The organism is Corynebacterium gallinarum (genome assembly GCF_014837045.1).
GTDB lineage: Bacteria > Actinomycetota > Actinomycetes > Mycobacteriales > Mycobacteriaceae > Corynebacterium > Corynebacterium gallinarum.
In genome coordinates, this window is the sequence record NZ_JACSPR010000001.1 from 243,749 (window position 1) to 268,014 (window position 24,266).

Annotated in this window: 22 protein-coding genes; 1 reads left to right on the forward strand and 21 read right to left on the reverse strand. The window is 64.7% G+C overall.

Annotated elements, in window-relative coordinates:
* Nucleotides 1-303: 303 nt before the first annotated feature.
* The 21 genes from H9627_RS01065 to H9627_RS01165 all read right to left on the reverse strand — a co-directional run bounded on the left by H9627_RS01065 (nt 304) and on the right by H9627_RS01165 (nt 23,398).
* A complete protein-coding gene (locus H9627_RS01065) occupies nt 304-525 on the reverse strand; it encodes a hypothetical protein (protein WP_191732479.1) in 222 nt (73 codons plus the stop codon).
* Between the two features lie 178 nt (nt 526-703).
* Entirely contained in the window at nt 704-1,774 is a 1,071-nt protein-coding gene (locus tag H9627_RS01070; protein WP_191732179.1) for a DivIVA domain-containing protein, read from the reverse strand.
* 498 nt (nt 1,775-2,272) lie between these two features.
* Nucleotides 2,273-2,563, reverse strand: a complete 291-nt coding sequence (locus H9627_RS01075) for a YggT family protein (RefSeq protein WP_191732180.1) — start codon at nt 2,561-2,563, stop codon at nt 2,273-2,275.
* A gap of 240 nt (nt 2,564-2,803) precedes the next feature.
* Complete coding sequence (locus H9627_RS01080) at nt 2,804-3,271, reverse strand: cell division protein SepF (protein ID WP_191732181.1); 468 nt, start codon at nt 3,269-3,271, stop codon at nt 2,804-2,806.
* A gap of 76 nt (nt 3,272-3,347) precedes the next feature.
* Nucleotides 3,348-4,052 carry a YggS family pyridoxal phosphate-dependent enzyme gene (locus tag H9627_RS01085; protein WP_191732182.1) on the reverse strand — a complete coding sequence of 235 codons (705 nt, stop codon included), beginning with the start codon at nt 4,050-4,052 and terminating at the stop codon, nt 3,348-3,350.
* The gene (gene pgeF, locus H9627_RS01090; protein WP_191732183.1) at nt 4,053-4,793 is read right to left on the reverse strand and encodes a peptidoglycan editing factor PgeF; all 741 of its coding nucleotides are present in this window, start codon (nt 4,791-4,793) and stop codon (nt 4,053-4,055) included.
* Nucleotides 4,794-4,818: 25 nt separating this feature from the next.
* Nucleotides 4,819-6,123 carry a cell division protein FtsZ gene (gene ftsZ, locus H9627_RS01095; RefSeq protein WP_191732184.1) on the reverse strand — a complete coding sequence of 435 codons (1,305 nt, stop codon included), beginning with the start codon at nt 6,121-6,123 and terminating at the stop codon, nt 4,819-4,821.
* A gap of 239 nt (nt 6,124-6,362) precedes the next feature.
* Nucleotides 6,363-7,031 (reverse strand): cell division protein FtsQ/DivIB, encoded by a 669-nt coding sequence (locus H9627_RS01100; protein WP_191732185.1) that lies wholly within the window; start codon nt 7,029-7,031, stop codon nt 6,363-6,365.
* 6 nt (nt 7,032-7,037) lie between these two features.
* Nucleotides 7,038-8,417: a UDP-N-acetylmuramate--L-alanine ligase gene (murC, locus tag H9627_RS01105; RefSeq protein WP_404826185.1), complete on the reverse strand. Its 1,380-nt coding sequence runs from the start codon at nt 8,415-8,417 to the stop codon at nt 7,038-7,040.
* Between the two features lie 125 nt (nt 8,418-8,542).
* Nucleotides 8,543-9,625 (reverse strand): undecaprenyldiphospho-muramoylpentapeptide beta-N-acetylglucosaminyltransferase, encoded by a 1,083-nt coding sequence (gene murG, locus H9627_RS01110; RefSeq protein WP_191732186.1) that lies wholly within the window; start codon nt 9,623-9,625, stop codon nt 8,543-8,545.
* 39 nt (nt 9,626-9,664) lie between these two features.
* Entirely contained in the window at nt 9,665-11,350 is a 1,686-nt protein-coding gene (locus H9627_RS01115; RefSeq protein ID WP_191732187.1) for a peptidoglycan glycosyltransferase FtsW, read from the reverse strand.
* Nucleotides 11,351-11,359: 9 nt separating this feature from the next.
* Nucleotides 11,360-12,778: a UDP-N-acetylmuramoyl-L-alanine--D-glutamate ligase gene (gene murD / locus H9627_RS01120; protein ID WP_225213332.1), complete on the reverse strand. Its 1,419-nt coding sequence runs from the start codon at nt 12,776-12,778 to the stop codon at nt 11,360-11,362.
* Nucleotides 12,779-12,802: 24 nt separating this feature from the next.
* Nucleotides 12,803-13,903 carry a phospho-N-acetylmuramoyl-pentapeptide-transferase gene (gene mraY / locus H9627_RS01125; RefSeq protein ID WP_191732189.1) on the reverse strand — a complete coding sequence of 367 codons (1,101 nt, stop codon included), beginning with the start codon at nt 13,901-13,903 and terminating at the stop codon, nt 12,803-12,805.
* 6 nt (nt 13,904-13,909) lie between these two features.
* Nucleotides 13,910-15,424 (reverse strand): UDP-N-acetylmuramoyl-tripeptide--D-alanyl-D-alanine ligase, encoded by a 1,515-nt coding sequence (locus tag H9627_RS01130; protein ID WP_191732190.1) that lies wholly within the window; start codon nt 15,422-15,424, stop codon nt 13,910-13,912.
* A 9-nt stretch (nt 15,425-15,433) separates the two neighbouring features.
* Nucleotides 15,434-16,963: a UDP-N-acetylmuramoyl-L-alanyl-D-glutamate--2,6-diaminopimelate ligase gene (locus H9627_RS01135; RefSeq protein WP_191732191.1), complete on the reverse strand. Its 1,530-nt coding sequence runs from the start codon at nt 16,961-16,963 to the stop codon at nt 15,434-15,436.
* Between the two features lie 121 nt (nt 16,964-17,084).
* Nucleotides 17,085-19,235 (reverse strand): peptidoglycan D,D-transpeptidase FtsI family protein, encoded by a 2,151-nt coding sequence (locus H9627_RS01140; RefSeq protein ID WP_404826183.1) that lies wholly within the window; start codon nt 19,233-19,235, stop codon nt 17,085-17,087.
* The gene (locus tag H9627_RS01145) at nt 19,232-20,056 is read right to left on the reverse strand and encodes a hypothetical protein (RefSeq protein WP_225213333.1); all 825 of its coding nucleotides are present in this window, start codon (nt 20,054-20,056) and stop codon (nt 19,232-19,234) included. The genes H9627_RS01140 and H9627_RS01145 overlap by 4 nt, the downstream gene beginning before the upstream one ends.
* A gap of 10 nt (nt 20,057-20,066) precedes the next feature.
* A complete protein-coding gene (gene rsmH / locus H9627_RS01150; protein ID WP_191732192.1) occupies nt 20,067-21,074 on the reverse strand; it encodes a 16S rRNA (cytosine(1402)-N(4))-methyltransferase RsmH in 1,008 nt (335 codons plus the stop codon).
* Between the two features lie 239 nt (nt 21,075-21,313).
* Nucleotides 21,314-21,745 (reverse strand): division/cell wall cluster transcriptional repressor MraZ, encoded by a 432-nt coding sequence (mraZ, locus tag H9627_RS01155; RefSeq protein ID WP_191732193.1) that lies wholly within the window; start codon nt 21,743-21,745, stop codon nt 21,314-21,316.
* Between the two features lie 531 nt (nt 21,746-22,276).
* Complete coding sequence (locus H9627_RS01160) at nt 22,277-22,669, reverse strand: DUF3040 domain-containing protein (RefSeq protein WP_191732194.1); 393 nt, start codon at nt 22,667-22,669, stop codon at nt 22,277-22,279.
* A gap of 303 nt (nt 22,670-22,972) precedes the next feature.
* A complete protein-coding gene (locus H9627_RS01165; protein WP_191732453.1) occupies nt 22,973-23,398 on the reverse strand; it encodes an SAV_6107 family HEPN domain-containing protein in 426 nt (141 codons plus the stop codon).
* A gap of 239 nt (nt 23,399-23,637) precedes the next feature.
* Here H9627_RS01165 and H9627_RS01170 point away from each other — a divergent pair, with 239 nt between their 5' ends.
* Nucleotides 23,638-24,198, forward strand: a complete 561-nt coding sequence (locus tag H9627_RS01170) for a GNAT family N-acetyltransferase (RefSeq protein ID WP_191732195.1) — start codon at nt 23,638-23,640, stop codon at nt 24,196-24,198.
* Nucleotides 24,199-24,266: the final 68 nt, after the last annotated feature.

Below are 24,266 nucleotides of genomic sequence, written 5' to 3' on the forward strand. Positions count from 1 at the left end.
TGCGGGGACGCCCGTTGATCCGGACGCGGTACCACCCTGCTTGAACCTGCGGCCCGTCAACAGGCCACCGGTCCCACTTGATTGAACAGGTCTGTCACGGTCCCACCCGTCCGGTTCTACTGGGCCTGCACCCTCCCATGGGGGCGGGTGCGGGCTGTTCTTCCGGAAAGACTCCCCGGTGATGGCCGGATCATCGCCTTCGCCTCTCTGTGTGTCACAGGGAAACGACTGTCGCTCAGTATAGCGCACGGTGGCAGAAAGGCCGTTCCGGGAGTGGCTGGATCCCGCGTCCCCCGGACTTGGTCACAGCGCATCCTGGTGCCGGTCCGGGGTCCGCTCGTCCAGTGGTGGCCGGGACCTCCTCCCGGAGTGGGTGCGTGCCCGTGATTCACCGATGAGGAAACACACCAGACCGGCAACCACCGTGATGATGAGCAGCCACGTCCAGATCTCCGACGGGGTGGTAACCGTCACCACCAGCAGGATGAAACCGAGGGCGGATAATACAAGGGCGGCGATGAACATGTCTTCCTGGATGTGCTGGTGCCGACAGGGACCGGTTGCGCCCCAAGACAGCGCGCGGAGCAGTGCTGGGGCAAACCAATGGCTCCCGGGCCCGGTGGGTACCGGACCCGGGAGCCGGGTGTACTACGTGGAGGAGAGGTCACCGCGTGGGATGCCCCTCATCCCGGGTCAGATCAGATCAGGAATTCTGACCACCGGGGTTGTTGCCGGTGTTGCCCGCAGGTGCGGAGGAACCACGTGCGTTGAGTTCCTCCAGCTGGCCCTCGAGGAGGGACTTCAGGCGGGTGCGGTACTCGCGCTCGAACACCTGGAGCTCGGCGATGCGGGTCTCCAGAGCGTTCTGCTGCTCCTTGACGGCTGCCATGGTCTCGGTGTGCTTGCGCTCGGCATCAGCCTGCAGGGCGTTGGCCTTGTCCTCAGCCTGACGGATCTGGGCCTCAGCGCGTGCGGTGGAATCCGCGAGGGTGGCAGCGGACTTCTTCTCCGCCTCATCGACGAGGTTCTTGGCGCGCGACTCAGCCTCATCGACGAGGTTCTTGGCGCGCGACTCGGCGTCGGCGATCTGCTTCTCAGCGCGCTGACGTGCATCCTCGAGGGTCCGGTTGGAGCTGGTGTTGGCCTCGGAGATCTGCTTCTCGGCAGCCTCACGGGCATCATCGAGCATCGACTTGGCCTCGGCGCGGGCATCGGAGGTCAGGCGATCGGCCATCTCCTGCGCCAGCCCCAGGACCTTCGCGGCTTGCATGTGGGTATCTACGGTGGCGCCACCGCTGGCGGCCGGTGCGGCCTGTGCCGCTGGGGCTGCCGCTGCTGGGGTACCGCTGCCGGTGTTGGCCTTGGCCTTCTCCGCCTCATCGCGTGCAGCCTTGGCATCAGCCTGAGCCTTCTGCAGCTGATCCTGGGCAGCCTTGGCATCATTCTGTGCCTTGGTGGCGGTCTTCTGCGCATCGTCGAGCTTGGTCTTGTACTCAGCCCGGATCTTCTCTTCGATCTCACGACGCAGAGCGGACTCATCAACGCGTGGGGATCCGGAACCTGCAGCGCTGGCTCCCGCGGGGGATCCGTCCTTCAGCTGAGTCTCGAGCTCCTCAACCCGCTGGGTGAGGTCGTCATTTTCCTCCTGGAGCTGGGCGAGGGTGTCCTCCACCAGATCCAGGAACTGATCAACCTCATCCTCGTTGTAGCCACGCTTGCCGATAGGCGGCTTACTGAAAGCGACGTTATGCACATCAGCTGGAGTCAACGGCATTAGCGGATTCCCTTCGATTTAACGGTGGCCCCAGGCATGGGCCGGGACTCGGCCGCGGGAATCTCCCACGGCCGGAACTTCCATTCATCTTACTGACCTTCTCACGTGATTGTAGCCAGCAACCCACTTTTGCTCAGTTCACTCGCCGGTGAAATCCACTGTCTTCCCTGCAACCAGTGGAGCGCTGTGCGGTGGGTCGCGCAAAACGGACACAATCACGAACGCACACAACCCTACTCCCCCCGATCACGGAAAGGTCGTTTGAATGGCTATTTCACCATGTCCCACCACCCCGAGACTGTGACCACCCGGCCGGTGGGCGCGCATCAACACTGGATAGAGACTTCAGTTACCCGGTGGTAACCGGGTGTGCATGTCCTGTGTGTCGGGTGTGCAAAATGGGGGTGATTTACACACAAAACCCGCCTGCGGGCGACACCATCGGTGGGTGTCGCTCGCAGACGGGCTGAGCCTGTCCTGCGTGAAAGCCCTGCGGGATCAGAAGGGGATGAAGGTGACCAGCACCCGGAGGATCGATAGACCGAAGAAGAGGACGATCACGGAGATATCCAGGCGGATATTGCCCAGGGGCAGAGGGGGGATGATCCGGCGCAGCAACCTCACCGGCGGATCAGTCACCATGAAAATCGGCTCGGCGATCACATAGAACCACTTGGGTGGCGAGAAGGACCGGGAAAAGGACTGGATCATCTCAATGACAATGCGTGCGATCAGCACGTACATGTAGAGGCTGATGATCCAGGCGATCAAAGTTGCAAATGTACCCACGGGGAAACAGCCTAACTGAACTTGGACGATGACGGAACCTGGTTGCCGTCCCGGCCCCACGCACGGTGGACACACTCCACCGCATCGTGGCTCCGCCACGGGTGGGGTAACCGATCACGCTGCACATGATTCGATCCTGCAGATCGCACGCTCCGGCACATGCTCATGACCACCCGCCACTCACCGGTGCACGGCATGCGGTGTCGGGTGTGTCGGTGTCGGGTAAGACCAACCGGGGTGTTAGTGGATACGCGCGGCGCGCTCCAGCTCGGAGATGGAGATATCCGAGGTTTCCGGGGTGATGGCGAAGTTCTCGCTGTCGAGTTTCTGCATCTTGCCACGCAGGGCGAAGCACAGGCCGGCGGCGAAGTCGACGATGCGACGTGCCTCCTCGCGGGTGAGGCGGGACATGTCGAACACCACTGCGTCACCGTCACGGAATGCGGCGCCGATCTCCTGTGCGTCCTCGAAGGAGTTCAGGCCGACGGTGACGATGGTGGGCTGGTAGGCACGCGATGCAGGTGCGGGGGCGGGAGCCGGTGCCGCAGGAATGGCCGACTGTGGGCGGGAGTATCCGTACTCCGGCTCACGGTATTCGGGAGCGTAGGCGGTAGCGCCCTCGTATCGGGGTTCGTCCTGGTAGTAGGCGTCATCGGCCTCATACGGAGTGAGCCCGAAGAACTCCTTGGTCTTCTTGAGCATTGACATGGCAGTTTCCCTTCACCTGGAATGTCGTGTGGTCATGTGCAGCCGGGTGCGTGGACACCCGTGGAACTTTGTGTTCTTACGGTATCGGTCGACTTCCAAGAATTTCTGTTCCGACACGCACGATTGTAGAGCCATGCATGATGGCGTCGGCAAGATCTCCAGACATACCGGCAGAAAATTCCATGTTTCTGTCAAAGTGATGTTCCACACCTGCCAATACCTCCCTGGCCTGGGAGAAGGCAGAGAGTGAATCCCACCCGACCGGGGGTACACACATCAGCCCCGCCAGCATCAGATGCGACGCTTTCTCGAGCGTCTCCGCCACCTCCATGACGGCATCCGCGGGCACTCCTCCACGGGAAGTGTCGCCATCCAGGCTCAGCTGGATGAAACAGGAGAGCTTGTCGACGCTGCGATCCCCCCGTTCCAGCGCGAGTCCCACGCCGCGGTCGAGCGCCTCTGCGAGGCGCACGCTGTCCACCGAGTGGACGGCTGCAGCCCAACGCGCAACGGCGTTCGCCTTCTTGGTCTGGATCTGCCCGATCATATGGAATTCCATGTCCGGGAATTCCTGGTGCTTGGCCCGCGCCTCCTGTTCCCGGTTCTCCCCCACCGTGGTGATACCCAGTTCGTGGAGGATCCGGATGTCCTGGACGGGGTGGTACTTGGTCACCGGCAACAGTGACACGCTCCCGGGAGGGCGACCAGCAGCCATGGTCGCGTCGTCGATACGCTTTTTCACCCTGTCGAGGTTCGCCTGAAGTTCAGCGCGTCGTTCCACCTAGACCACCTCCGGCAGCCAGATGACACCGGCCTGGCGCCCGGTGGTGCCCTGCCTGCGGTAGGAGAAGAAATCCTCGTCCTCGATGGTGCAGCGCGGGTCGGAGTCGATCATCTGGACCCCCAGGGCGAGCAGCTGGCGCAGCAGCCCGGCCCGGATGTCCAGTCCCGTGGTGCCCTTCGTGGTGCGGGTCAGGGAACCCGGCAGTTTCGCCTCGACATCACGCGCCATCTGCTCCGGCACCTCATAATGTTTGCCTGAAGCCGCGGCACCCATGAGCGCGTGGATGTTGATCGGGGTGGCGCCGAGACCGACCATGGTCTCGACCGTCTTCTTCATGATGCCGTTGCGTGCGCCCATCCGCCCGGCGTGGACGGCGGCGATGACACCGGCGTCGGTATCGGACAGCAGGACGGGTACACAGTCGGCGACCAGGACGGCCAGTGCCAGTTCGCGCTGGGTGGTCACCAGGGCGTCGGTGGCCTCAATGGGACCACCGTCCGTGGGGGGCTGGTCAATCACCGTGACGGTGTTGGAGTGGATCTGTTCCATGTAGACCACCCGGCTCGGATCCAGACCGATGATGCCCGCCAGCCGCGCACGGTTGGCTGCCACATGATCCGGATCATCGCCCACATGGTCGCCCAGGTTGAAGGAATCATACGGGGATGGGGAAACCCCGCCCGCTCGGGTCGTGAAGACCTTGCGGACGGGGCGTGTGCGTGGGTCAAGACTGTCCATGGTCAACAGTCTATTCCCCTGTCTCCTAACGGAGGAAGCTGGGGACATCCAGATCATCACCGTTGTCACGGCGACGGTCATCCCGGCGATCATCACGACGGTCATCGCGGCGATCGTCACGGCGGTCATCCCTGCGCTCGTCGCGGCGGAACTCGCGTTCATCACCGCGGGTGAACAGGCCACCGGAACGGCTGTCGTCGATGCGGTGGCGTGCGCCTGCGGAACGGGACTCGTAAGGATCGGCCTCACGGGCACCACCGAAGATGGATTCGTTGCTCGGTGCCGGGGTGGCGGGCTCGCTGGCCGGGGCCGGTGCCGGGGTGCTGGCCTCGCTGGCCGGGGCTCCCGCATCGGCGGTGCGACGCTCCTGGGAGGCGTGTGCACGGGCGGCATCGAAACCGGTGGCGATGACGGTGACCCGGACCTCGTCGCCCAGGTTGTCGTCGATGATGGTACCGAAGATGAGGTTGACGTCCTCGTCTGAACGCTCCCGGACCATGGATGCGGCCTGGTTGACCTCCATGAGGCCGAGGTCGGAACCACCGGCGAAGGACAGCAGCACACCGGTGGCGCCGTCCATGGTGGCCTCCAGCAGCGGGGAGTTGATGGCCTGCTCGGTGGCGGCCACCACGCGGTTGTCACCGCGGGAGGAGCCGACACCCATGAGGGCGGAACCCGCCTCGGACATGACGGAGCGGACGTCCGCGAAGTCCACGTTGATCACGCCGGGGATGGTGATGAGGTTGGTGATACCCTGCACACCGTTGTGCAGCACCTCATCGGCGGCGCGGAAGGCCTCCATCATGGAGATATTCGAATCTCCCAGCTCGAGGAGGCGGTCGTTGGGAATGACAATGAGGGTGTCACACACTTCCTTGAGCGCCTCGATGCCTTCCTCCGCCTGACGGGTACGGCGACGACCCTCGAACTCGAACGGCTTGGTCACGACACCGATGGTCAGGGCGCCCATCTTCTTGGCGATGCCGGCGACGACCGGGGCGGCGCCGGTACCGGTGCCACCGCCTTCACCTGCGGTGACGAAGACCATGTCCGCACCCTTGATGGTCTCTTCGATCTCGTTCTTGTGATCCTCGGCGGAGGTTCGTCCCACCTCGGGGTTGGCTCCGGCGCCGAGACCACGGGTGGCCTCGCGTCCGATATCCAACTTCACGTCCGCATCAGAGAACATCAGGGCCTGCGAATCGGTGTTCACCGCGATGAACTCCACGCCCTTGAGGCCCTCTTCAATCATGCGGTTGACGGCGTTGACTCCGCCGCCGCCCACGCCGACGACCTTGATCTTGGCGAGGTAGTTGTTCGGTGAGGTCATGGTCTATGTCTCGCCTTTCGAAGAGTTTGGTGCACGTATGTCATATTAATAGCTGGTTTTCTCCTGGCCTTCGCCGGGGATGGTGGCCATCTGGTCAGGAATAATCCCCAGGCGACTACCGACTATCCTCCATCATGAGTGAAAAACCCTCACTAATGTCGGACATCCGGGGCGGCGTGTCGAACCCTCAAGCCACACTTTAGGGTTCTTGAACTGCGTAAACAGTCCGCCCCGCCACTTTAGCGGACTGTCACCATCGACGGTGAGCTGATGTTCCATCGCTGCCCCTCACGCTGGATGACCGTGGAGAGTGCGACAGCCTTGTCGTGGTTGTTCTCCGAGGAACCCCAGTAGACCTCCCGGCCGTCGGTCAGCCGCAGGAGGATGTCGAACTGGTCCGGGGCCTCGATGGTGGCGATGACCTCCCTCAGCTTCGGGTCATGGTCATCAATGGCGCTTATGATGTCGATGACCGCCGGGAGCACCTCGGGATCATCCTCGCGTGTGCCCGTGACCTCGATCGTTCCCACCGGTGGTGTTCCGATCACGATGGGCTGGCCCTCGGTGTCGATGATGTGGTCACCGTCGGATCGCCGGATGAACACCGCCGCCTCACGTTCGGTGAGTGTGATATCCACCGTGGACGGCAGTTTCCGGTTGAGGGTGACCGAGGCCACCCACGGCATCTCCGCGATCGCGTGGGCAGCCCCGGTTGCATCGATGCGCAGGAGGTTGTCCCCGGCGGTGATACCGGAGACCTCCCGGGCCACCTCGGTGTCGGTGCGCACGGCACCGTTGATCTCGATGGATTCCACCTTGAACACCGGAACGAACCACGCCACCGCCACGGCAATGGCGATGAGCACGACCACCGCGGTGGTGATCAGGGCGATGGCTTTCCTCGACATCGCGGTCTATCCCCGGAGCCGGTCGAGGATCTCCGGCGCGAGCATGGTCACGGATCCGGCCCCCATGGTGAGGACGATGTCAGCGGGCCCGGCGATCTCCGCGATGCGGTCGGGTACCGCACTGAAGTTGGGTTCATAGGACACCGGGATGGTCATCTCGTCGGTGATCACCCGGGAGGTGACCCCCTCCACCGGCTTCTCGCGGGCACCGAAGATCTCCAGGACCACGGCGGCGTCGGCAAGCGAGAGCGCCTCGGCGAATTCCCGGGTGAATTCAAGTGTGCGGGAGTACAGGTGGGGCTGGAATGCCACGATCACGCGTCCCTCCCCGGCCGCCACGACCCGCTCGCGGGCCGCGTTGAGCACAGCCTCCACCTCGGTGGGATGGTGCGCGTAGTCGTCGTAGACGCTCGCGCCGGCGAACTGACCGTCCCGGACGGTGCCGTGGTATTCAAACCGGCGGCGCACGCCCGAGAAGTCACTGAGCCCCTCGGCGAGCTTGTCGACGTCCGCACCCAGGAGGTACCCGGACAGCAGGGCGGCTGCACCGTTGAGCACCATGTGGTTACCCGGGATCTGGAGAATGACCTCCACCTCCCGGCCATCCAGGTCGAGCACGGCATGGGTTCCCTCAGCAACCACCCGGGAGGAGAGGATCGTCGCCTTCGCCGGCACGGTCGGGTGCGCAGCCACCGCATCCACGGTGCCGTAACCCACCGCGTTGATGCCCCGGGCCACCGCCCGCTCCCCCAGCGCTGCGGCCCCGGGGTCATCGAGGCACACCACGAGTGTTCCCCCCGGGGTGAGGCGCTCCGCGAAATCCTCGAAGACCTGGAAATAGGCCTCCGGGGTCTTGAAGAAGTCCAGGTGATCCGGCTCGATGTTGGTGACCACGGCGATCTCCGGGGTGTAGCGCAACAGCGAGGCATCGGACTCATCGGCCTCGGCCACGAAGGCCTCACCGGTGCCCTGGTGCGCATTGGTCCCGGCCTTGTTCAGCTGGCCACCGATGGCGAAACTCGGGTCCATACCCGCGGTCTGCAGCGCCACGACCGCCATGGAGGTGGTGGAGGTCTTGCCGTGTGTACCGGCGATGAGGACCTGACGGTGCCCCTCGAGCAGTTCACCGAGCAGATCGGAACGGCGGATCACGGGGATGTTCTCCTCACGTGCGCGGACCAGCTCCGGGTTGTCCTGCGGGATGGCGGCGAAGGAGGTGACCACCACGGTGGGGAGTTCACCGGCCAGTTCCAGGTTCTCGGCGGCATGGCCGACGGCGATCTTCGCCCCCACCGCACGCAGCGGCAGGAGGGTGCGTGAATCCTTGGCATCGGATCCGGTGACGGTCTTCCCGCGCGCCAGAAGTATCCGTGCGACACCGGACATTCCCGCGCCACCGATACCGATGAGGTGAACCCTGGACAGGTCGATGGCTGGGTGTTCGGAAGTGGTGTTGGGCACCTGGTCAATCCTCGTCTTTCATCAATGAACGGTCTGGTGGAGATTAGAGTCTAGTATCCGGCGGCGGAGACCACGAGCCTGGCGATCACCCCGGCGGCATCGCCGACGGTGGAGGTGCGGGCGGCTGCGGCCATCTGCTGGAGGGTGGCCGGGTTGCCGACGATGTCGCGGACCTCGCTGGCAAGTCGCTCGGGGGTGAGATCCGCGTCGTCGACAAGCTTCGCGGCACCGGCGGCGATGACGGCGCTGGCGTTGAGGGCCTGCTCACCGTTGCCGTGCGGGAGGGGAACATAGATCGCGGGGATACCCGAGGCGGTCACCTCGGCCACGGTCATCGCACCGGACCGGCACACGATGAGATCGGCGACCGCGTAGGCGGCCTGCATATCCTCGATGAACGGTACCGGAACATAGCCCGGGCAGGCGCTGGGCAGGCTGTTTCTCTTACCCACCGCGTGGAGAACCTGGATGTCGGCCCCCAGCAGGTCATCCAGCGCACCGGCCACGGCGGCGTTGATGCTCACCGAACCCTGGGACCCGCCGGTGACCAGGACGGTCGGCCGGTCCGCATCGAGGTCCCACCGGGTCCGCGCACGCTCAACAGCCTCATCATTCCGTTCCCCGCCGAGCCCCTGACGGATCGGGATGCCCACCACCTGACCGGGCATGCCTGAATTCTCCGTGGCGTTGAGCCCGACACCGCCGAGTCTGACACCCAGCTTGTTGGCCATGCCTGCGCGGGCGTTGGCCTCATGGACGAAGAAGGGAATGCCCACTGAGCGGGCCGCGAGGTAGGCCGGGGCGGAGACATACCCGCCGAAACCGACCACCGCGTGTGCCCCGGTGTCGCGGAGCACCTGGCGTGCCTGACGCAGTGACTTGGCCACCCGGAACGGGAGTTTGACCAGATCCAGGTTCGGGGTGCGGGGCACAGGGACGGGTTCGATCAGGCGGAGATCGAAACCCCGGTCCGGCACCAGGCTGGTCTCCAGACCGCGGGCGGTGCCCAGTGCCGTGACCGTGGCCCCATACGTATCCCGGAGCGCCTCCGCCACGGCGAGCGCGGGTTCAATGTGGCCGGCGGTACCACCACCTGCCACGACGACGGACAACGGCTCCTTCGATGAGCTCATGTGAGCACTTTCTCCTCGCTATAGACCTGTAGTAACTGGTTAACCGCGGTAGCGGCCGGCATCCCCGCGCCGGGGGTCCCGGGTGCCGTTTCCGCGACCGCCGGTTCCCCGGTCGGTTGCGCCCCGGCCCCGCTCTCCCCCACGACGCGGATCCGGGGCGGGGGTCCGGGGGGTGCGTGGTGCAACACCTGGGGCACCTGCGGCACGGCCTCGGTCATCACGGTTGTTGACGCTACCAGTTGACCCGGACGGGGGTTTCGAACCCGCCCGTGAGGAACGTCGTGCTGTGACGGGTTCACCGAACCGTTCCCGGGTGTCCTCACCACGTCGGCCCGGCCCACCGGAGGTGTGCTCACGGGTGTCACCCGCGGGCTTCCCGACGCCGCTGCGTGAGGAGTTACGGGTGGTGATCCTGCTGGAGGGTTCCGGCAGCGTGAGGATCCGGTCCACCACCGGGCGCCCGTAGGAGGCCATGGCGGACACGGCCTCGGGTTCGTGGCGGGCACAGTTGGCCAGCAGGCCCATGGCCGCCAGCGTGATGATCGCCGAGGTACCACCCGCTGAGATCATCGGCAGCTGGATACCCGTGACCGGGAGCAGACCGACGACATACCCGATGTTGATGAAGGCCTGCGACACCACCGAGGCGGTGAGCGCGGCGGCCATCAGGCTGAGGAACGGATCCCGGCTGCGCTTGGCCGTGCGCAGGCCGAAGTAGAGCAGGGTGGCGAACAGGCCGATGACCAGTGCGCCACCGAGGAATCCGAGTTCCTCACCGATGATGGCGAAGATGAAGTCGTTTTTGGCCTCGGGCAGGTAGAACCACTTGGCACGTGACTGCCCCAGGCCCACTCCGGTGGCGGAGCCATCCGCCAGGGACAGGAACCCCTGGTAGGACTGGAACGCCGTGCCCCGGGTGTCCTGGAAGTTGCCGAAGAGGGCATCGAAATAGACGCTGAACCGGTTGGAGCGGAATCCGCCACCCAGTGCCATGGCGACCAGGCCCACCAGCACCACGAGGGCGGCGAGGACCAGCCACCCCAGGGCAACCCCGGCGAACAGCAGCATGAACATGACCACCAGCACAAACGACATGGCCATGCCCGCATCGCCCTCCAGGAGGATCAACGCGGCCATGAACGCACCCACACCCGCGAACCGGGTGTAATGGTTGAGGATCCAGTGCTTCGACGGTTTCCTGCCCGCCAGGTAGTGGGCACCCCAGATCACGATGGTGACCTTGGCGATCTCGGAGGGCTGGAACCGGATGGGCCCCAGCACGATCCAGGACTGGGATCCCACCTCCTCACGGCCGGTACCGATGCCGGGGATCTGCACCGCGAGCAGCAGGATGATCGAGATGATCAGCAATGCCGGTGCCAGGTTCCGGATCGTCTGGGGTTTGAATTTCAGCACCACCCACAACGCCACGAAACCGGCGAAGATCATCATGCCCTGGCGCAGGGCGGTGCTCCACACCCGTCCGCCCTCAGCCAGCGACCAGGTCATGGATGAGGAGTAGACCATCACCACGCCGAGACTGGACAACAGGATCACCGTGAACAGGATCATGATGTAGTCCGTCAGTGGACGGGAGAGAATATCGTTCCAGGCGTGGGAGATGCGGTCCCGGAACCCCAGTCCCTGGGGGGAACCGGATGTTCGTGGCGTGCTGCCGGCAGCCCGCTTCGGGGCCCGTGGCTTCCCTGCTGTGCTGCTGGTCATGACCTCGACCTACTTTTCCTTCTGTCCCTCGATGGTGGACAACACGGCTTCGGCGAAGATGTCACCGCGTTGTCCCATTCCCTTGTACATGTCCAGTGACGCCGCCGCCGGTGCCAGCAGGACGCAGTCACCGGGTTCGGCGAACCCGAACGCGTGATTGACCAGTTCTTCCATGGCCTCCACCGGATCGGTGGAGTCCGTGACCCGGACGATCGCATCCGGGGCGTGGTGTTCAACCGCGGTGACGATCTCGGCGCGGTCGGCCCCCAGCACCAGGGCGGCCTTGATGCGGTGGGCGTGGGTGGCCACCAGGTCCGCGATGTCGGCGCCCTTGAGCTGGCCGCCGACAATCCAGATGACGGAGTCCTTCCCCGCCAGGGCGGTGTCGGCGGCGTGGGGATTGGTGGCCTTGGAGTTGTCGATGAACTCCACCCTCCTGTCCTCCGCCACGATCTGTCCCCTGTGGCCGGAGACCTCGAAGGCGGCCAGGGCCCGGGCGATGTCCTCCGGTGACACCCCCTGGGAGCGGGCGACCGCCGCGGCGGCCAGTGCGTCGAGCACACCGGCCGGACCGGAGGGGTTGATGCTGTCCGCCGGGGCGAGTGGGAGCTCCGCGCCGAAGGCGTTGTCCACCAACTGGCCGTCGACCACGCCCAGCTGCCGGGGTCCCGGCTCGGCCAGGGTGAACCCGATGAGCCCGGACAGGCCCAGTTCGGTGGTGAGATCCACGAGGTAGGAATCATCCGCCCCGATGACGGCCACCGGCGCGGTGAGCACCCTGGTCTTGGCCAGCGCGTAGTCACGGAAGGATCCGTGCCAGTCGATGTGGTCCTCGGCCAGGTTGAGGACCAGGCCTGCGTCGGGGACCAGGGTGGGCGCCCAGTGCAGCTGGAAACTCGACAGTTCCGCGACCATGACATCCACGCGGTCCCGGGAGGTCAGGGCGGCCGACACCGGCACGCCGATGTTGCCCACCGCCACCGCGTTGAAACCGCCCTGTTTCATCATCGCGGCGAGCATCGCCGTGGTGGTGGTCTTGCCGTTGGTGCCGGTGACCGCCAACCAGGTGCGCGGGACACCGAACACGCCGGTCCGGTCGAGGCGCCACGCCAGCTCAACGTCGCCGATGACCTCGAGGCCGCGGGAGGCGGCGTCGACAAGCACGGGGCTGTCGGGACGCCAGCCCGGGGAGGTCACCACGATGGAGTAGTCGCCCAGCGCCGCGCGGGCCTGCTCGGTGCCGACCACGTCCACATCGAGAATTTCGATCAGGCGGTGACGGGAGGTCTCATTGTCCTCGGCCACCACCACGTCCAGGCCGAGATCATGCAGCATCCCGGCGATACCGATGCCGGAGACACCGGCGCCGGTGACCAGGATCCGGCCCCTGAGGGATTCCGGGAGCCTGGACAGTTCCACATCAGTCATGTTCGCCACCTTCCGATACCTTGCCTATACCTCAGCCAGGGTGAGCCAGTCACCATAGAAGATCGCCATACCAGCGATAACGGCCATGATCGCGATCAGCCAGAACCGGACCACCACGGTGGTTTCCGCCCAGCCTACGGACTCGAAGTGGTGATGGATCGGAGCCATGCGGAAGACACGCTTGCCGCGGGTCTTGAACACGCCGATCTGGATGGCCACGGAGGCCACCTCGATGACGAACAACGCACCGATGATCACCATGAGCAGTTCGGTGCGGCTGACCACGGAGATACCCGCCACCAGACCACCGAGCGCGAGGGAACCGGTGTCACCCATGAAGATCTTCGCCGGCGCGGCGTTCCACCACAGGAAACCCAGGGTGGCACCCAGGCCACCGGCGGCGAGGACGGCGATGTCGAGGGGGTCACGGACGGTGTAGCAGCCGGCCTCCACCGCGGTGTCACAGGAGTTACGGAACTGCCAGAAGGCGATCAGGGTGTAGGCACCCATGACAAACGCGGTGGCACCGGCCGCCAGGCCATCGAGCCCGTCGGTGATGTTGACCGCATTCGACCAGGCACTGACCACGATGTAGATGAAGAGCAGGAAGACGATGGTGCCCAGGACACCGCCACCGAAGGCGATGTCGATGGTGTCGATATCGCGGATGAAGGACAGGTGCGTGGACGCCGGGGTCAGACCGTTCTCATCGGGGAACTGAAGCACCAGCAGACCGAAGACGAGGGCGATGGCCAGCTGGGAGATCAGTTTGGCGGTCTTGTTCAACCCCAGGTTGCGTCCCTTGTACAGCTTGATGAAGTCATCGGCGAAACCGGTTGCGCCCAACCCCAGCATGAGCCCCAGCACCAGCAGCCCGGAGGCGGTGAACGCGGCGTATCCCGCGAAGTAGGAGTAGATGTTGGTGACGAGGTAACCGATCGTGATGGCCGCGATGATCGCGATGCCGCCCATCGTGGGTGTTCCACGTTTGCGCAGGTGGGACTGGAGGCCCTCCTCCCGGATCTCCTGTCCCATCTGCCTTTTCGTGAAGAAACGGATCAGGATGGGGGTCAGGAAGATCGCGACGAGGAACGCCACCGCTCCGCTGATGATGATCTGCTGCATGGGTTGTTAGAGTCCTTCCACATCACGGCGCGAATCGCCGTCAAACATCGCGTGCAGCCCCTCGGCCACACGCCAGAGCTGGTCGGCATTGGAGGCCTTGACCAGCACCACATCGCCGTCGCGTACCTTCTGCCGCAGCAGGTCAACCGCTGAATCGGCATCGGATACGGCGTCGGTTCTCACTCCCAGGGCGGCGGCCTGCTCCCCCAGGGCACGGCAGTTGGGGTTGTCCCCGACCGCGATGAGCCTTTCCACATGATACTTGGCCAGCTCAGCGCCCAGTGCACGGTGTTCCTGCACCGCCTCGTCACCGAGTTCACCCATCTGTCCCAGCACGGCCCAGCTAGTTGCGTCCCGGCGGGCGCTGGCGGTGTAGGCCAGTGCCGCGACACCGGCGCGCATGGAGTCGGGGTTGGCGTTGTAGGAGTCATTGATGATGGTGACCCCATCCGGGCGGGTGCGCACATCCATCCGGTGCGCGGAGGCGGCGGCATGAGAGGACAGTCCCGACACCACGGTGGTTTCATCCACGCCGGCCTCAATCGCCACGGCCGCGGCGGCCAGGGCGTTGGCCACCTGGTGCTCACCGAACACCTGGAGGCTGACCGGCCAGGAGCCACGTGGTGTGTGCAGGGTGAAACTGGCGCGGGCCACATCATCGAGTTCAAGATCACCGGCCCAGTACTGTGCCCCCGATGCCGGCGGGTTGGCGGTGGAGAAGGTCACCACACGGGCCTGGGTGCGCGGTGCCATGGCCGCCACGAAGGGGTCATCGGCGTTGAGGACAGCCACCCCACCGTCGGCGGCGGCGGGCAGCGCCTCGACGAGCTCGCCCTTGGCCTGGGCGATATTGGCCCGGGAACCGAATTCGCCGAGGTGGGCGGATCCGACATTGAGCACCGCACCGATGCGCGGTGGGGTGATGCGTGCCAGGTGGGCGATGTGCCCGATGCCGCGCGCGGACATCTCCGCCACGAGGTACCGGGTGTGGGTGGTGCAGCGCAGTGCGGTGTGCGGCAGGCCCACCTCGTTGTTGAAGGAACCGGGGGGTGCAACGGTGTCACCGGCCATGGACAGCACGGTGGCGATGAAATCCTTGGTGGAGGTCTTACCGGCGGAACCGGTCAGCGCGACCACGGTGAGGTCATGCCCACCGACAGCCAGGTCCACCACGTGGCGGGCCAGCTTCGACAGAGCCTCGATGACGGCGGCGCCGTGCCCCTCGGGATCGTTGGCGTAGATGTCGGCGTTGGAGGCCGTGGGGGCCACCGGGGGGACGATGATGGACGGAACATCAACGGGCCGGGCGGCGAGCACCGCGGCGGCCCCCTGGCCGATGGCGGTGGCCGCGTATTCATGGCCGTCCACGCGCGCACCGGGCAGGGCGAGGAACAACCCACCCGCGGTGACCTGGCGGGAATCGAATTCAACGGTGCCGGTCACCGGGGTGTCCGCCTGCGCGCCGCCGGCGAGTTCACCGCCGACGATCCCGGCGATCTGTCCAAGTGTCAGTTCAATCATGGGTGTGGACTACTTCCCTTCCCTGTCGGACTGCGTGTCCCGCAGTGCCTCACGAACCTGCTCACGGTCATCGAAATGATGGGTGACGCCTGCGATGAGCTGGCCCACCTCATGGCCCTTTCCGGCTACAACAATGCCATCTCCGGGGCCGGCCCACCCGATCAGGGCGCGGATCGCCTCGGCACGGTCGGCGATCTCGCGGACCTCCACCTCGTGATCCGCCTCTGCGGCACCCCTGCGGGCACCGTCCATCACCGCGGCGCGGATGGTGGCGGGCACCTCGGAACGGGGGTTGTCATCGGTGACGATCACCAGGTCGGCGCGCTGGGCGGACAACTCCCCCATCGGGGCGCGCTTGGTGGCATCACGGTCACCACCGGCGCCGATGACCACGCCGAGGCGGCCATCGATCTGGGTGCGCAGGGTGTCCAGGACAGCCGCCACCGCGGCGGGCTTGTGTGCGTAGTCGACCACGGCGAGGAAGTCCTGGCCTTCGTCGATACGCTCCATCCTGCCCGGGACGGCGACCTGCGCCATGCCCCGGGCGAACGCTACCGGCTCCACCCCGGCGCGCACGGCGGCGGCCAGAGCGAGAGTGGCGTTGGCGACGTTGAAGGCACCGGGCAACGCCAGGGTCACCGGCACCTCGCCGTGGCCCGGCACCGTGACGGTGAAGCTCTGCTCGCCGGTCTCATTCACCGACACCAGGCCGGCGGTGAAATCAGCGGGCTTCCCGGTGGTGGCCACCGTCTGCGGGTTACCGGCCACCTCCGCCATGCGGGTACCCCACTCATCGTCGATGCACACCACGTGGTGGTCTGCGGCCAGCGGGGACTCCGCGCGGAAGAACAGCGCCTTGGCCTCGAAGTACTCCTCCATCGTGTCGTGGAAGTCGAGGTGGTCCTGGGAGAGGTTGGTAAACGCCGCCACATTGAAGTGGGAACCGGACACCCGTCCCAGGGACAGGGCGTGGCTGGAGACCTCCATGACCACGTGGGTCACCCCGTGCTGACGCATGCGGTAGAACAGTTTCTGCAGCGTCGGTGCCTCGGGGGTGGTCAGTTTGGTGGGCACCGGTTCACCGTCGATGCGGGTGCCGGTGGTGCCGATCAGACCGACCTTGTACCCGGCCTCCATGAGACCGCGTTCCAGCAGGTAGCTGGTGGTGGTCTTGCCGGAGGTACCGGTCACACCGATGAGCACCAGGTCACGGGACGGGTCACCGTAGACGCTTGACGACGCCACCCCCAACACCTCCCGCACGTCTTCGACAATAAGACGTGGGCGCGTGTCACCGTTCCGGTCGAGGATCGTGGCACCGTCCCGGTCGGTGAGCACCGCCAGGGCGCCTGCGGCGCGGTCGGTGTCGGCGAATTCGGCGCCGTGTTTCCGGGAACCGGGAACGGCTGCGAAGATGGGGGACTTCTTTGCCAGGGTGGAGGAATCCAGCCCGATGTTGCGGATCTCCAGGTCCGGGTCGGGGGCGTTGAACAACTCGCCCCCGATCGTGCGGGCGAGTTCTCCCAGGGTGATGGCCATGGCTTCCTCCGTGTGTACTGGTGTTGGATGGTGGGTGATGTGCGGGCACCGGCGCACATGGGTGGTGCACCGGAGCGGGACCTCTGGTCGGATTGATCAGATCAAGGTGATTCTAGGGGACCTACCCCGCCTCCAGGAGAATCGGCTCCGCCGGCGGGGACAGCGGGATGTTATCCCGGTTGAGCAGCCAGGCGGAGATATCCCGGAACAGCGGGGCGGCGGTGCCACCCGCGCCGCCGTGGACGCCACGTTCCGGTTCATCGAGCATGATCGCCACCACGAAGCGCGGATCATCCGCCGGGGCGATGCCCGCGAAGGTGATCCAGTACCGCGAGTTGGAGTACGCGCCGGTCTCCTCATCGACCTTCTGGGCGGTACCGGTCTTGCCTGCAAGCTGGTAACCCTCGATGGCGGCATCGGCCGCGGTGCCGCGCTGCATACCCGAGGGGTCGTCCTGAATGACCGAACGGAACATGTCCACGGTGGTACGCGCCGCCTCCGGGCTGACCACCTGGACGCGATCGGGTTCGGACTGTTCCAGCACGGTGCCGTCGGAGTCGGTGATCTGTTTGATGATGCGGGGTTCAATCCGCTCACCGTCATTGGCCAGCGCCTGGTAGATGCCGGCCATCTGCAGCAGGGTCAGGGACATGCCCTGCCCGATAGGCAGGTTGGCGAAGGTGCCACCCGACCACTGCTCAAGTGCGGGAAGCAGTCCCTGCGATTCGGTGGGCAGCTCGATGCCGGTGGGTTGTCCCACACCGAAGCGTTCGAGGTACTCATCGAATTTCTCCTCACCCAGCCGCTCAGCCAGCATCAGGGTGCCCACGTTGGAGGACTTACCGAACACACCGGCCGTGGTGTAGGGGACCACACCGTGATCCCATGCATCCTTGACCGTGACGCCGGCCATCTGGATGCTGCCCGGGACCTGGAGCACCTCATCCGGGGTGGACAGTCCCTCCTGGATGACGCCGGCGGCGGTGATGATCTTGGCCACGGAACCGGGTTCAAACGGGTGCGTGATCGAGGGGTTGTCGAAGCTCTTGCCCCGCTCGATCTGCTTGGCGGTGTCCTCGTTGGGGTTGATGGTGTCGGAGTTGGCCATGGCCAGGACCTCGGCGGTCTTGGCGTCGAGCACCACCGCGGATGCCCCATCGGCACCGGAATTGGCCTTGGCCTGTTCCAACAGCTGCTGGACATAGGTCTGCAGGTCGAGGTCGATGGTCAGTTCCACGCTGGCGCCGTCGACGGCGGGCACCTGGTCGCGCAGGGTTCCGGGGATGGACTGCCCCTGGATGGAGACATCCATGGTGGTGCGTCCGTTGATGCCGGCGAGCAGGGAATCATTGGAGGCCTCGAAACCGAACTGGCCCTCGCCGTCCATGCTGATCCGTCCGATGATGTTCTCGGCGACGGCACCGTTGGGGTACTGCCGGATGTCCTGGTGGTCGGCGGCGATACCGAAGAGTTCATCGGTGATCTCCGCGGCGATATCGGGGTCGACGTTGCGCACCAGCACCTCATACTGGCTGTCGGCGTGGAGCTTCTCCAGGATCTCCTCGGCGCGGATGTTGGAGATGTCCTTGCCGTGGGAGTCGATGATCTCGGGGATCCGCTCGGAGGTGAACTCCAGGCGTTCCTCCACCTTGTCCTCCAGGAATTCCTGACGCTGGGCGGTGTCCATGCGGACGTAGTCCTCACCCTCGGCGATGGTGACATAGCTTTCCACCTCGGCGGGATCGTCCTGTTCGGCCGCCAGACGCAGGGCCAGGTCGGTCTGGGTCATCATCTCCGGGCGGAGGATGTTCGGGGAGACGGTCAGTGACCTCGCCTGCATGGTGTAGGCCAGCTGATTGCCGTCGCGGTCGAGGATCTCACCACGGCGTGCCGGGTCGGTGTACACACGGGTGCGCTGATCCGAGGCGTAGACCGCCAGGTCCGGCCCCCACACCAGCTGCACCCAGCCCAGGCGGAACACCAGCACGGAGGCCAGGCACAGGGCGATGACGGTGATCACGTTGACCCGTCGCCTGCGGGCGCCACCCTCCGGTGTGCCCGGCCGGAAACTGACCCCGGCGGCGGTGGAACCGGCGGCGGGGCCGGCCTGCGTGGTGCGGGTGGCCCGGGTGGCATCGGATGTGCCGTTGCGCCGTTTCAGTTCGCGTTCGCGGGCCGCCCGGCGGCTTTCATCCTGATAGGCCGAGCGGCGGGACGTGTCACCACGTCCCGCTCGTTGTGCCCGGCTCTGTGGATCCCCAGGGAAACTCACTGCCCGATGCCACCCGCTTGCCCACCGGTGTCACGGGCGGTCGCCTCATACGGGACCGCGCCCGCGGGGGAATTGTTCTGGTACGGCGGGATGGCCGCCGCCTGCTGCGGTGGGGTGGTCGCGCCCTGCTGCGGTGGGATCACCTGCAGGCTCTCGGTCACCTCACTGGTTTCATCCGGGTTGCTGGAGGCACGGTTGGGTCGGACCTGGGTGCCGTTGTTGATGTCGACGATCGCACGGGTCTCCGGGCTGGCGGGGCGTTCCTCCACGACCTCCCCGTTGTCCCGGACCGCCAGGACACCAGGTTCGACCGGGGACACCATGCCCATCTCACCGGCGGTCGCCGCGATGGTGGCCGCGGAACGGGCATCCTCAACGTCGCGGGTCAGGGATTCGATACGGTTCGCCAGCTCGGTCTCCTGAGATTTGAGGTTCTGCAGGTCATAGGTCTGCTGGGTGGACACACCCGACAGGCCCATGGAGGCCCCCACACCCACGCAGAGCAGGAGGACCACCACGGTGAACAGCTGGATCATCCGGGGGTTGGCGCGCGGGGCGACGACCCTCCGGCCACGGACGGACAGCACCTGCTGCGAACCGGTCTTGTGCTGCAGACGCCGCTGACGCGTCGGCTGTGCACCGGGATTCACCAGACCGCGCGTGGTGTGACGGCGCTCCGGCGGCAGGGTGGTCCTGCGGGGGACGGTGCTTGTCGACGCATCCCTCACCACCGTGGATGCCGTGGAATAATCCCGGCTCCCCGACTGTCGGGAGTAACGGTTTCTGCCCGGTTCGGTACGGGAGCCACGAGTCATGGTCATGGTTGTTCTCCTAGTTCTCGGAGTTCTCGGCGATGCGTTCAATCGCGCGCACCTTCACCGGCGCAGCACGGGGATTTTCTTCGATCTCGGCCTCGGAGGCGGTTTCCGCCCCACGGGTGACCTGTCGGAAACGCGGTGCCGTCCCGGGCAGGTCCACCGGGAGGCCCGGAGGTGTCTTGGAGGTGGTCAGTTCCGTGAAGAACCGCTTCACCAGTTTGTCCTCATGGGACTGGTAGCTCATGAACACCGCCCGCCCACCGACATTGAGTGCGTCGGTGATCTGGGGAAGCACATTGGTCAGTGATTCCAGTTCGCGGTTGACCTCCACGCGCAGTGCCTGGAAGGTCCGCTTCGCCGGGTGCCCGCCGGTGCGGCGGGTTGCGGCCGGGATGGTGTCATACAACAACTCCACCAGGCGGGCGGAGGTGGTGAACGGTTCCTTCTCACGTTCCCTGAGCACCGCGGAGGCGATCTTGCCCGCGAAACGCTCATCGCCGTAGGTCTTGAGCACCCGGGCGATATCCCCATGGGAGTAGGTGTTGAGGATGTCGGCAGCCGTGATGCCCTGGGTGGCGTCCATCCTCATATCCAGGGGCGCATCGGTGCGGTAGGCGAAACCGCGCTCGACCTGGTCCAACTGCATGGAGGACACACCGAGATCGAACAGGGCACCGGAGATACCCTCCTTCCGGGCCAGGTCGAGGATCTCCCCCTCCCCGGCGGCGAGCACCTCGGCCAGACCGTCGAAACGCGTTTTCACCCCGAGGAAACGATCCCCGAAGCGTGCCAGGCGCTCCCCGGCATCCCTAAGGGCGTTTTCATCCCGGTCGAGGCCGATGACACGCGCCTCGGGGAAGACGGTGAGGAAGTGCTCGGCGTGTCCCCCGGCGCCGAGGGTGGCATCGACGATGACGGCGCGATCCCCCATCTCCCCGACATGGTCGGCGAGGAGCGCGGCCATCCTGTCCCTCATCACTGGAACGTGCCCGTGGTTTCCCTTGATGGAGTAGTCATCCATGGTGGCTGTCCCCCCTTTCCCGGCTTGCTGGTGAACTCTCAACTCATACCCACGTTCGTGGACAAAAAAACTGCGCGACAGTCTAACCCGTTAGTCACGCAGTCCGTCTTTCTCAATCACGGAGTGCGTACAGGGCCCCACTCGAGGTGTCGATCTGATGTCGGGGAAGTACACCAGAGCTGACTCCTCGAGCAGAGTCCTTACACGCGCTCCATGCCCGTGCGGTCGGAGGCCTTCCACTACAGGAACCCGCCGAGAACATCATCCTCGGCCGCGGCGAATGCAGCTTCTGTCTCCTCTTGGTACGTGGCCCAAGCCTGTGCGTCCCAAATTTCGAGAAAATCCACTGATCCGATGACCACACATTCCTTGGTCAGGCCCGCATAGGAGCGGTGCCCGGCCGACAGGGTGATGCGGCCCTGGGCATCCGGTCGTTGTTCATCCGCACTTGCCGCAAGGTTGCGGATGAACGCACGCGCCTCGGGACTGGTCCGGGAGACTGCAGCTGCCTTGCGGGCACGTGCTGCAAACTCCTCTGTCGGATAGACCGCGAGACTGTGATCCTGACCTTTTGTCACCACCAGTCCCCCGACCAGTTCGTCGCGGAACTTGGCCGGGAGGGTCAATCTGCCTTTGTCGTCGAGCTTCGGTGTGTAGGTACCGAGGAACATCCTCCGCACCCCCTCCGCGAACTCTCCGACCAAGGTGAAGCCACATCAGTCGTATCAGTTTGTCTCTACGGTGTTCGGCGACCCGGTATCCCGGACCACAGTCCACCGATGCGCCCCACATTACCCCACTTTCCCCCACGCGTATCAAGTGTTGCGGTGCCGCTCCCCCACCGCCATTCCATACCCACTGGTCAACCCCTAAAAAGAAAAGTGGGGCCCGCTCCGTGTCCACGCCCGTCCCTAACCCTCAAGTGCAACTTGAATCCCTTTGGCCCCATTAATAACACCGCCGAAAGTTGTCCCCCAGGAGACATGGAGAGCCCAAAAACTGGCAATAACCTGGCCCTATACCGCCCAGCCCGTCAGCGAATTCCCAGCAAAGCAGCAGGCTTCATCAAGAGGGGGGAAGGTGGGGAAAAGGGGGTCGCGGAGACACGACAGAGGCCCGGGCGACCATTACTGGTCGACCGGGCCTCTGAGGTCAGATCTGCTTGGAACTTGCCCCTGGGATCAGGAGAGGTGAATCAGGTATTACCTGCCCTCGAAACGACGACGGAAATTCTCTTCCATCTTGTCGCCGAGGGAGGATCCACCGGACTGGCCGGTTGGCACGCCACCACCCCGTGGAGAGATGGAGATCTTGTCAGACCCACCGCCACCACGGAGCATCCACACACCGGAACCGAACATGACAAGGAAGCCCACGACACCGAGCACAGAGAACCACAGGGTCTGCTGGCTCAGCGCAACGCCGGCAACAAGCAAAACTAGACCTACAACAAAGAGTGCAATTCCACGGAGGGTGAGACCGCCACCTGCCAGTGTATTTTCACCCGTCACAGACTTTCCGAATTTCGGATCATCCGCCATGAGAGCCTGTTCAATTTCGCGCAGCGCCCTCTGCTCCTGCTCTGAAAGCGACATGATGTCCTCCCGGGGGTTGTAGAGATCTTTTCCTTCTGATCTGTTAACGTCCAGATTATCTGGATTGTTCCCTGATGCGCCAATGCATCCGGACCGGCGTGAAATACCATCCGCCGCCTATGCCCACCGGTCGGTGGCGTTGGCCACCGAAAGGTAGCCAATACCATAAAAAGACGAGGTAAAGGCCCGGAAAGCCATCTTTCCACTGCGACCGTCGTCGCTTTTCCACGCAACTGTGAACTATTTCGCGAAACGCGGGTAGAAAGTGATCTTCATAACCACCCCCGGATATGGGGAGGATGATCAGGCGACCGCAGGGAACCAGCCTGCACCCTCTTCTGCTTCAGAGAGGAACTCCCCCACCCGTGCCATGAACTTGTCCACCATACCGTCGGAGAGTGCGACATCCAGACCGCTGGCAGCACGTGAACGAACGCGGGAGTAGGTGGAGAGCTCATCCGCCCAGTCGGCAGCCTCATCCCCGACCAGGCGCAGGCGTTCCCACGCACCCCGCGGCGGACGCTTTCTCGCCGCCTCAGGGCTACTGGCAAACACCGCGCCCGCCGTGCGGAGAGCTGCCTGATAGGCATATTCCAGCGCGAGAACCAGATCGCCCTCCTGACGGCATTGCTGCGCCTCGGCGAGCAGAACCCTCGCCTTGGACAGGAACTCCACGGACTTGCCACCCTGACGGGCGAACCGAGTCGTTGCGGAGATGACCTCACCCATCGAATCCACGTCCTTTCGTTGGGACACCACTTTCTGTCACTGCGTTTCGAATACTTGGAACTATAGGCACCGAGCTGGACATTATGAATCCATTTTAGAACACACTTTCTAAATGGTCAATGGTTTTCGCACATCTGGTATCCGTCCCGCTCTGACTGGCCGGGGACTACCGGGTGACTATCCGGACCTGTTTCCGAGACCCCGCCACGAGCCCGATGCACTCATGGTTGGATGGTGATGTGTCTTTAACGATCCGCAGATTAAACTCCCAGGAATTCTCGGTGAATGTCCCCGTACTGGTCGACATCTACATCACCGCCATGAACTACGATCCCGCCATCCGGGATGCGCGTATCAACGTGTGGCGGCGCAATTCCATGAATCTCGGGTTCACGGCGGTGTGCGCACTGCTTGACGGAAGAGTCATCGGCATTGCCTACGGATTCCGTGGCGATCAGGACCACTGGTGGCAGCATCAACTCCGACGTGGTCTGCGGGACCAGGGGGGCCCCTCTCCGGAGGAGATCGCCATACTTCAGGATTACTTCGAGGTGGCCGAGGTCCACGTCATGCCCGGGCACCAGGGACTCGGGATCGGGCGGCAGATGATGCACGCCTTGGTGGAGGGCAACCCGGCGCGACACGCGGTGTTATCCACCCCGGAGGTCGATGAGGAGGCCAACAACGCCTTCGGTCTCTACCGCTCACTCGGTTTCCGCGACCTGTTGCGCCATTTCCGTTTCGACGGTGATCAGAGGGAGTTCGCGGTGCTGCACGCGGATCTGCCCCTGGGTGCTTGACCGTCCGGCAGAACCACCCTGGGTGGACAAGAAGGGGGCCGGTGAACAGTGCTGTCACTGTTCACCGG

What these genes read in the sequence shown, in the direction of transcription:
- H9627_RS01065 (WP_191732479.1), bottom strand. Translation starts at nt 525, where the DNA reads ATGTTCATCGCCGCCCTTGTATTATCCGCCCTCGGTTTCATCCTGCTG.
- H9627_RS01070 (WP_191732179.1), bottom strand. Translation starts at nt 1,774, where the DNA reads ATGCCGTTGACTCCAGCTGATGTGCATAACGTCGCTTTCAGTAAGCCG.
- H9627_RS01080 (WP_191732181.1), bottom strand. Translation starts at nt 3,271, where the DNA reads ATGTCAATGCTCAAGAAGACCAAGGAGTTCTTCGGGCTCACTCCGTAT.
- pgeF (WP_191732183.1), bottom strand. Translation starts at nt 4,793, where the DNA reads ATGGACAGTCTTGACCCACGCACACGCCCCGTCCGCAAGGTCTTCACG.
- ftsZ (WP_191732184.1), bottom strand. Translation starts at nt 6,123, where the DNA reads ATGACCTCACCGAACAACTACCTCGCCAAGATCAAGGTCGTCGGCGTG.
- H9627_RS01100 (WP_191732185.1), bottom strand. Translation starts at nt 7,031, where the DNA reads ATGTCGAGGAAAGCCATCGCCCTGATCACCACCGCGGTGGTCGTGCTC.
- murC (WP_404826185.1), bottom strand. Translation starts at nt 8,417, where the DNA reads ATGTCCGGTGTCGCACGGATACTTCTGGCGCGCGGGAAGACCGTCACC.
- murG (WP_191732186.1), bottom strand. Translation starts at nt 9,625, where the DNA reads ATGAGCTCATCGAAGGAGCCGTTGTCCGTCGTCGTGGCAGGTGGTGGT.
- H9627_RS01115 (WP_191732187.1), bottom strand. Translation starts at nt 11,350, where the DNA reads ATGACCAGCAGCACAGCAGGGAAGCCACGGGCCCCGAAGCGGGCTGCC.
- murD (WP_225213332.1), bottom strand. Translation starts at nt 12,778, where the DNA reads ATGACTGATGTGGAACTGTCCAGGCTCCCGGAATCCCTCAGGGGCCGG.
- mraY (WP_191732189.1), bottom strand. Translation starts at nt 13,903, where the DNA reads ATGCAGCAGATCATCATCAGCGGAGCGGTGGCGTTCCTCGTCGCGATC.
- H9627_RS01130 (WP_191732190.1), bottom strand. Translation starts at nt 15,424, where the DNA reads ATGATTGAACTGACACTTGGACAGATCGCCGGGATCGTCGGCGGTGAA.
- H9627_RS01135 (WP_191732191.1), bottom strand. Translation starts at nt 16,963, where the DNA reads ATGGCCATCACCCTGGGAGAACTCGCCCGCACGATCGGGGGCGAGTTG.
- H9627_RS01145 (WP_225213333.1), bottom strand. Translation starts at nt 20,056, where the DNA reads ATGACCATGACTCGTGGCTCCCGTACCGAACCGGGCAGAAACCGTTAC.
- rsmH (WP_191732192.1), bottom strand. Translation starts at nt 21,074, where the DNA reads ATGGATGACTACTCCATCAAGGGAAACCACGGGCACGTTCCAGTGATG.
- mraZ (WP_191732193.1), bottom strand. Translation starts at nt 21,745, where the DNA reads ATGTTCCTCGGTACCTACACACCGAAGCTCGACGACAAAGGCAGATTG.
- H9627_RS01160 (WP_191732194.1), bottom strand. Translation starts at nt 22,669, where the DNA reads ATGTCGCTTTCAGAGCAGGAGCAGAGGGCGCTGCGCGAAATTGAACAG.
- H9627_RS01165 (WP_191732453.1), bottom strand. Translation starts at nt 23,398, where the DNA reads ATGGGTGAGGTCATCTCCGCAACGACTCGGTTCGCCCGTCAGGGTGGC.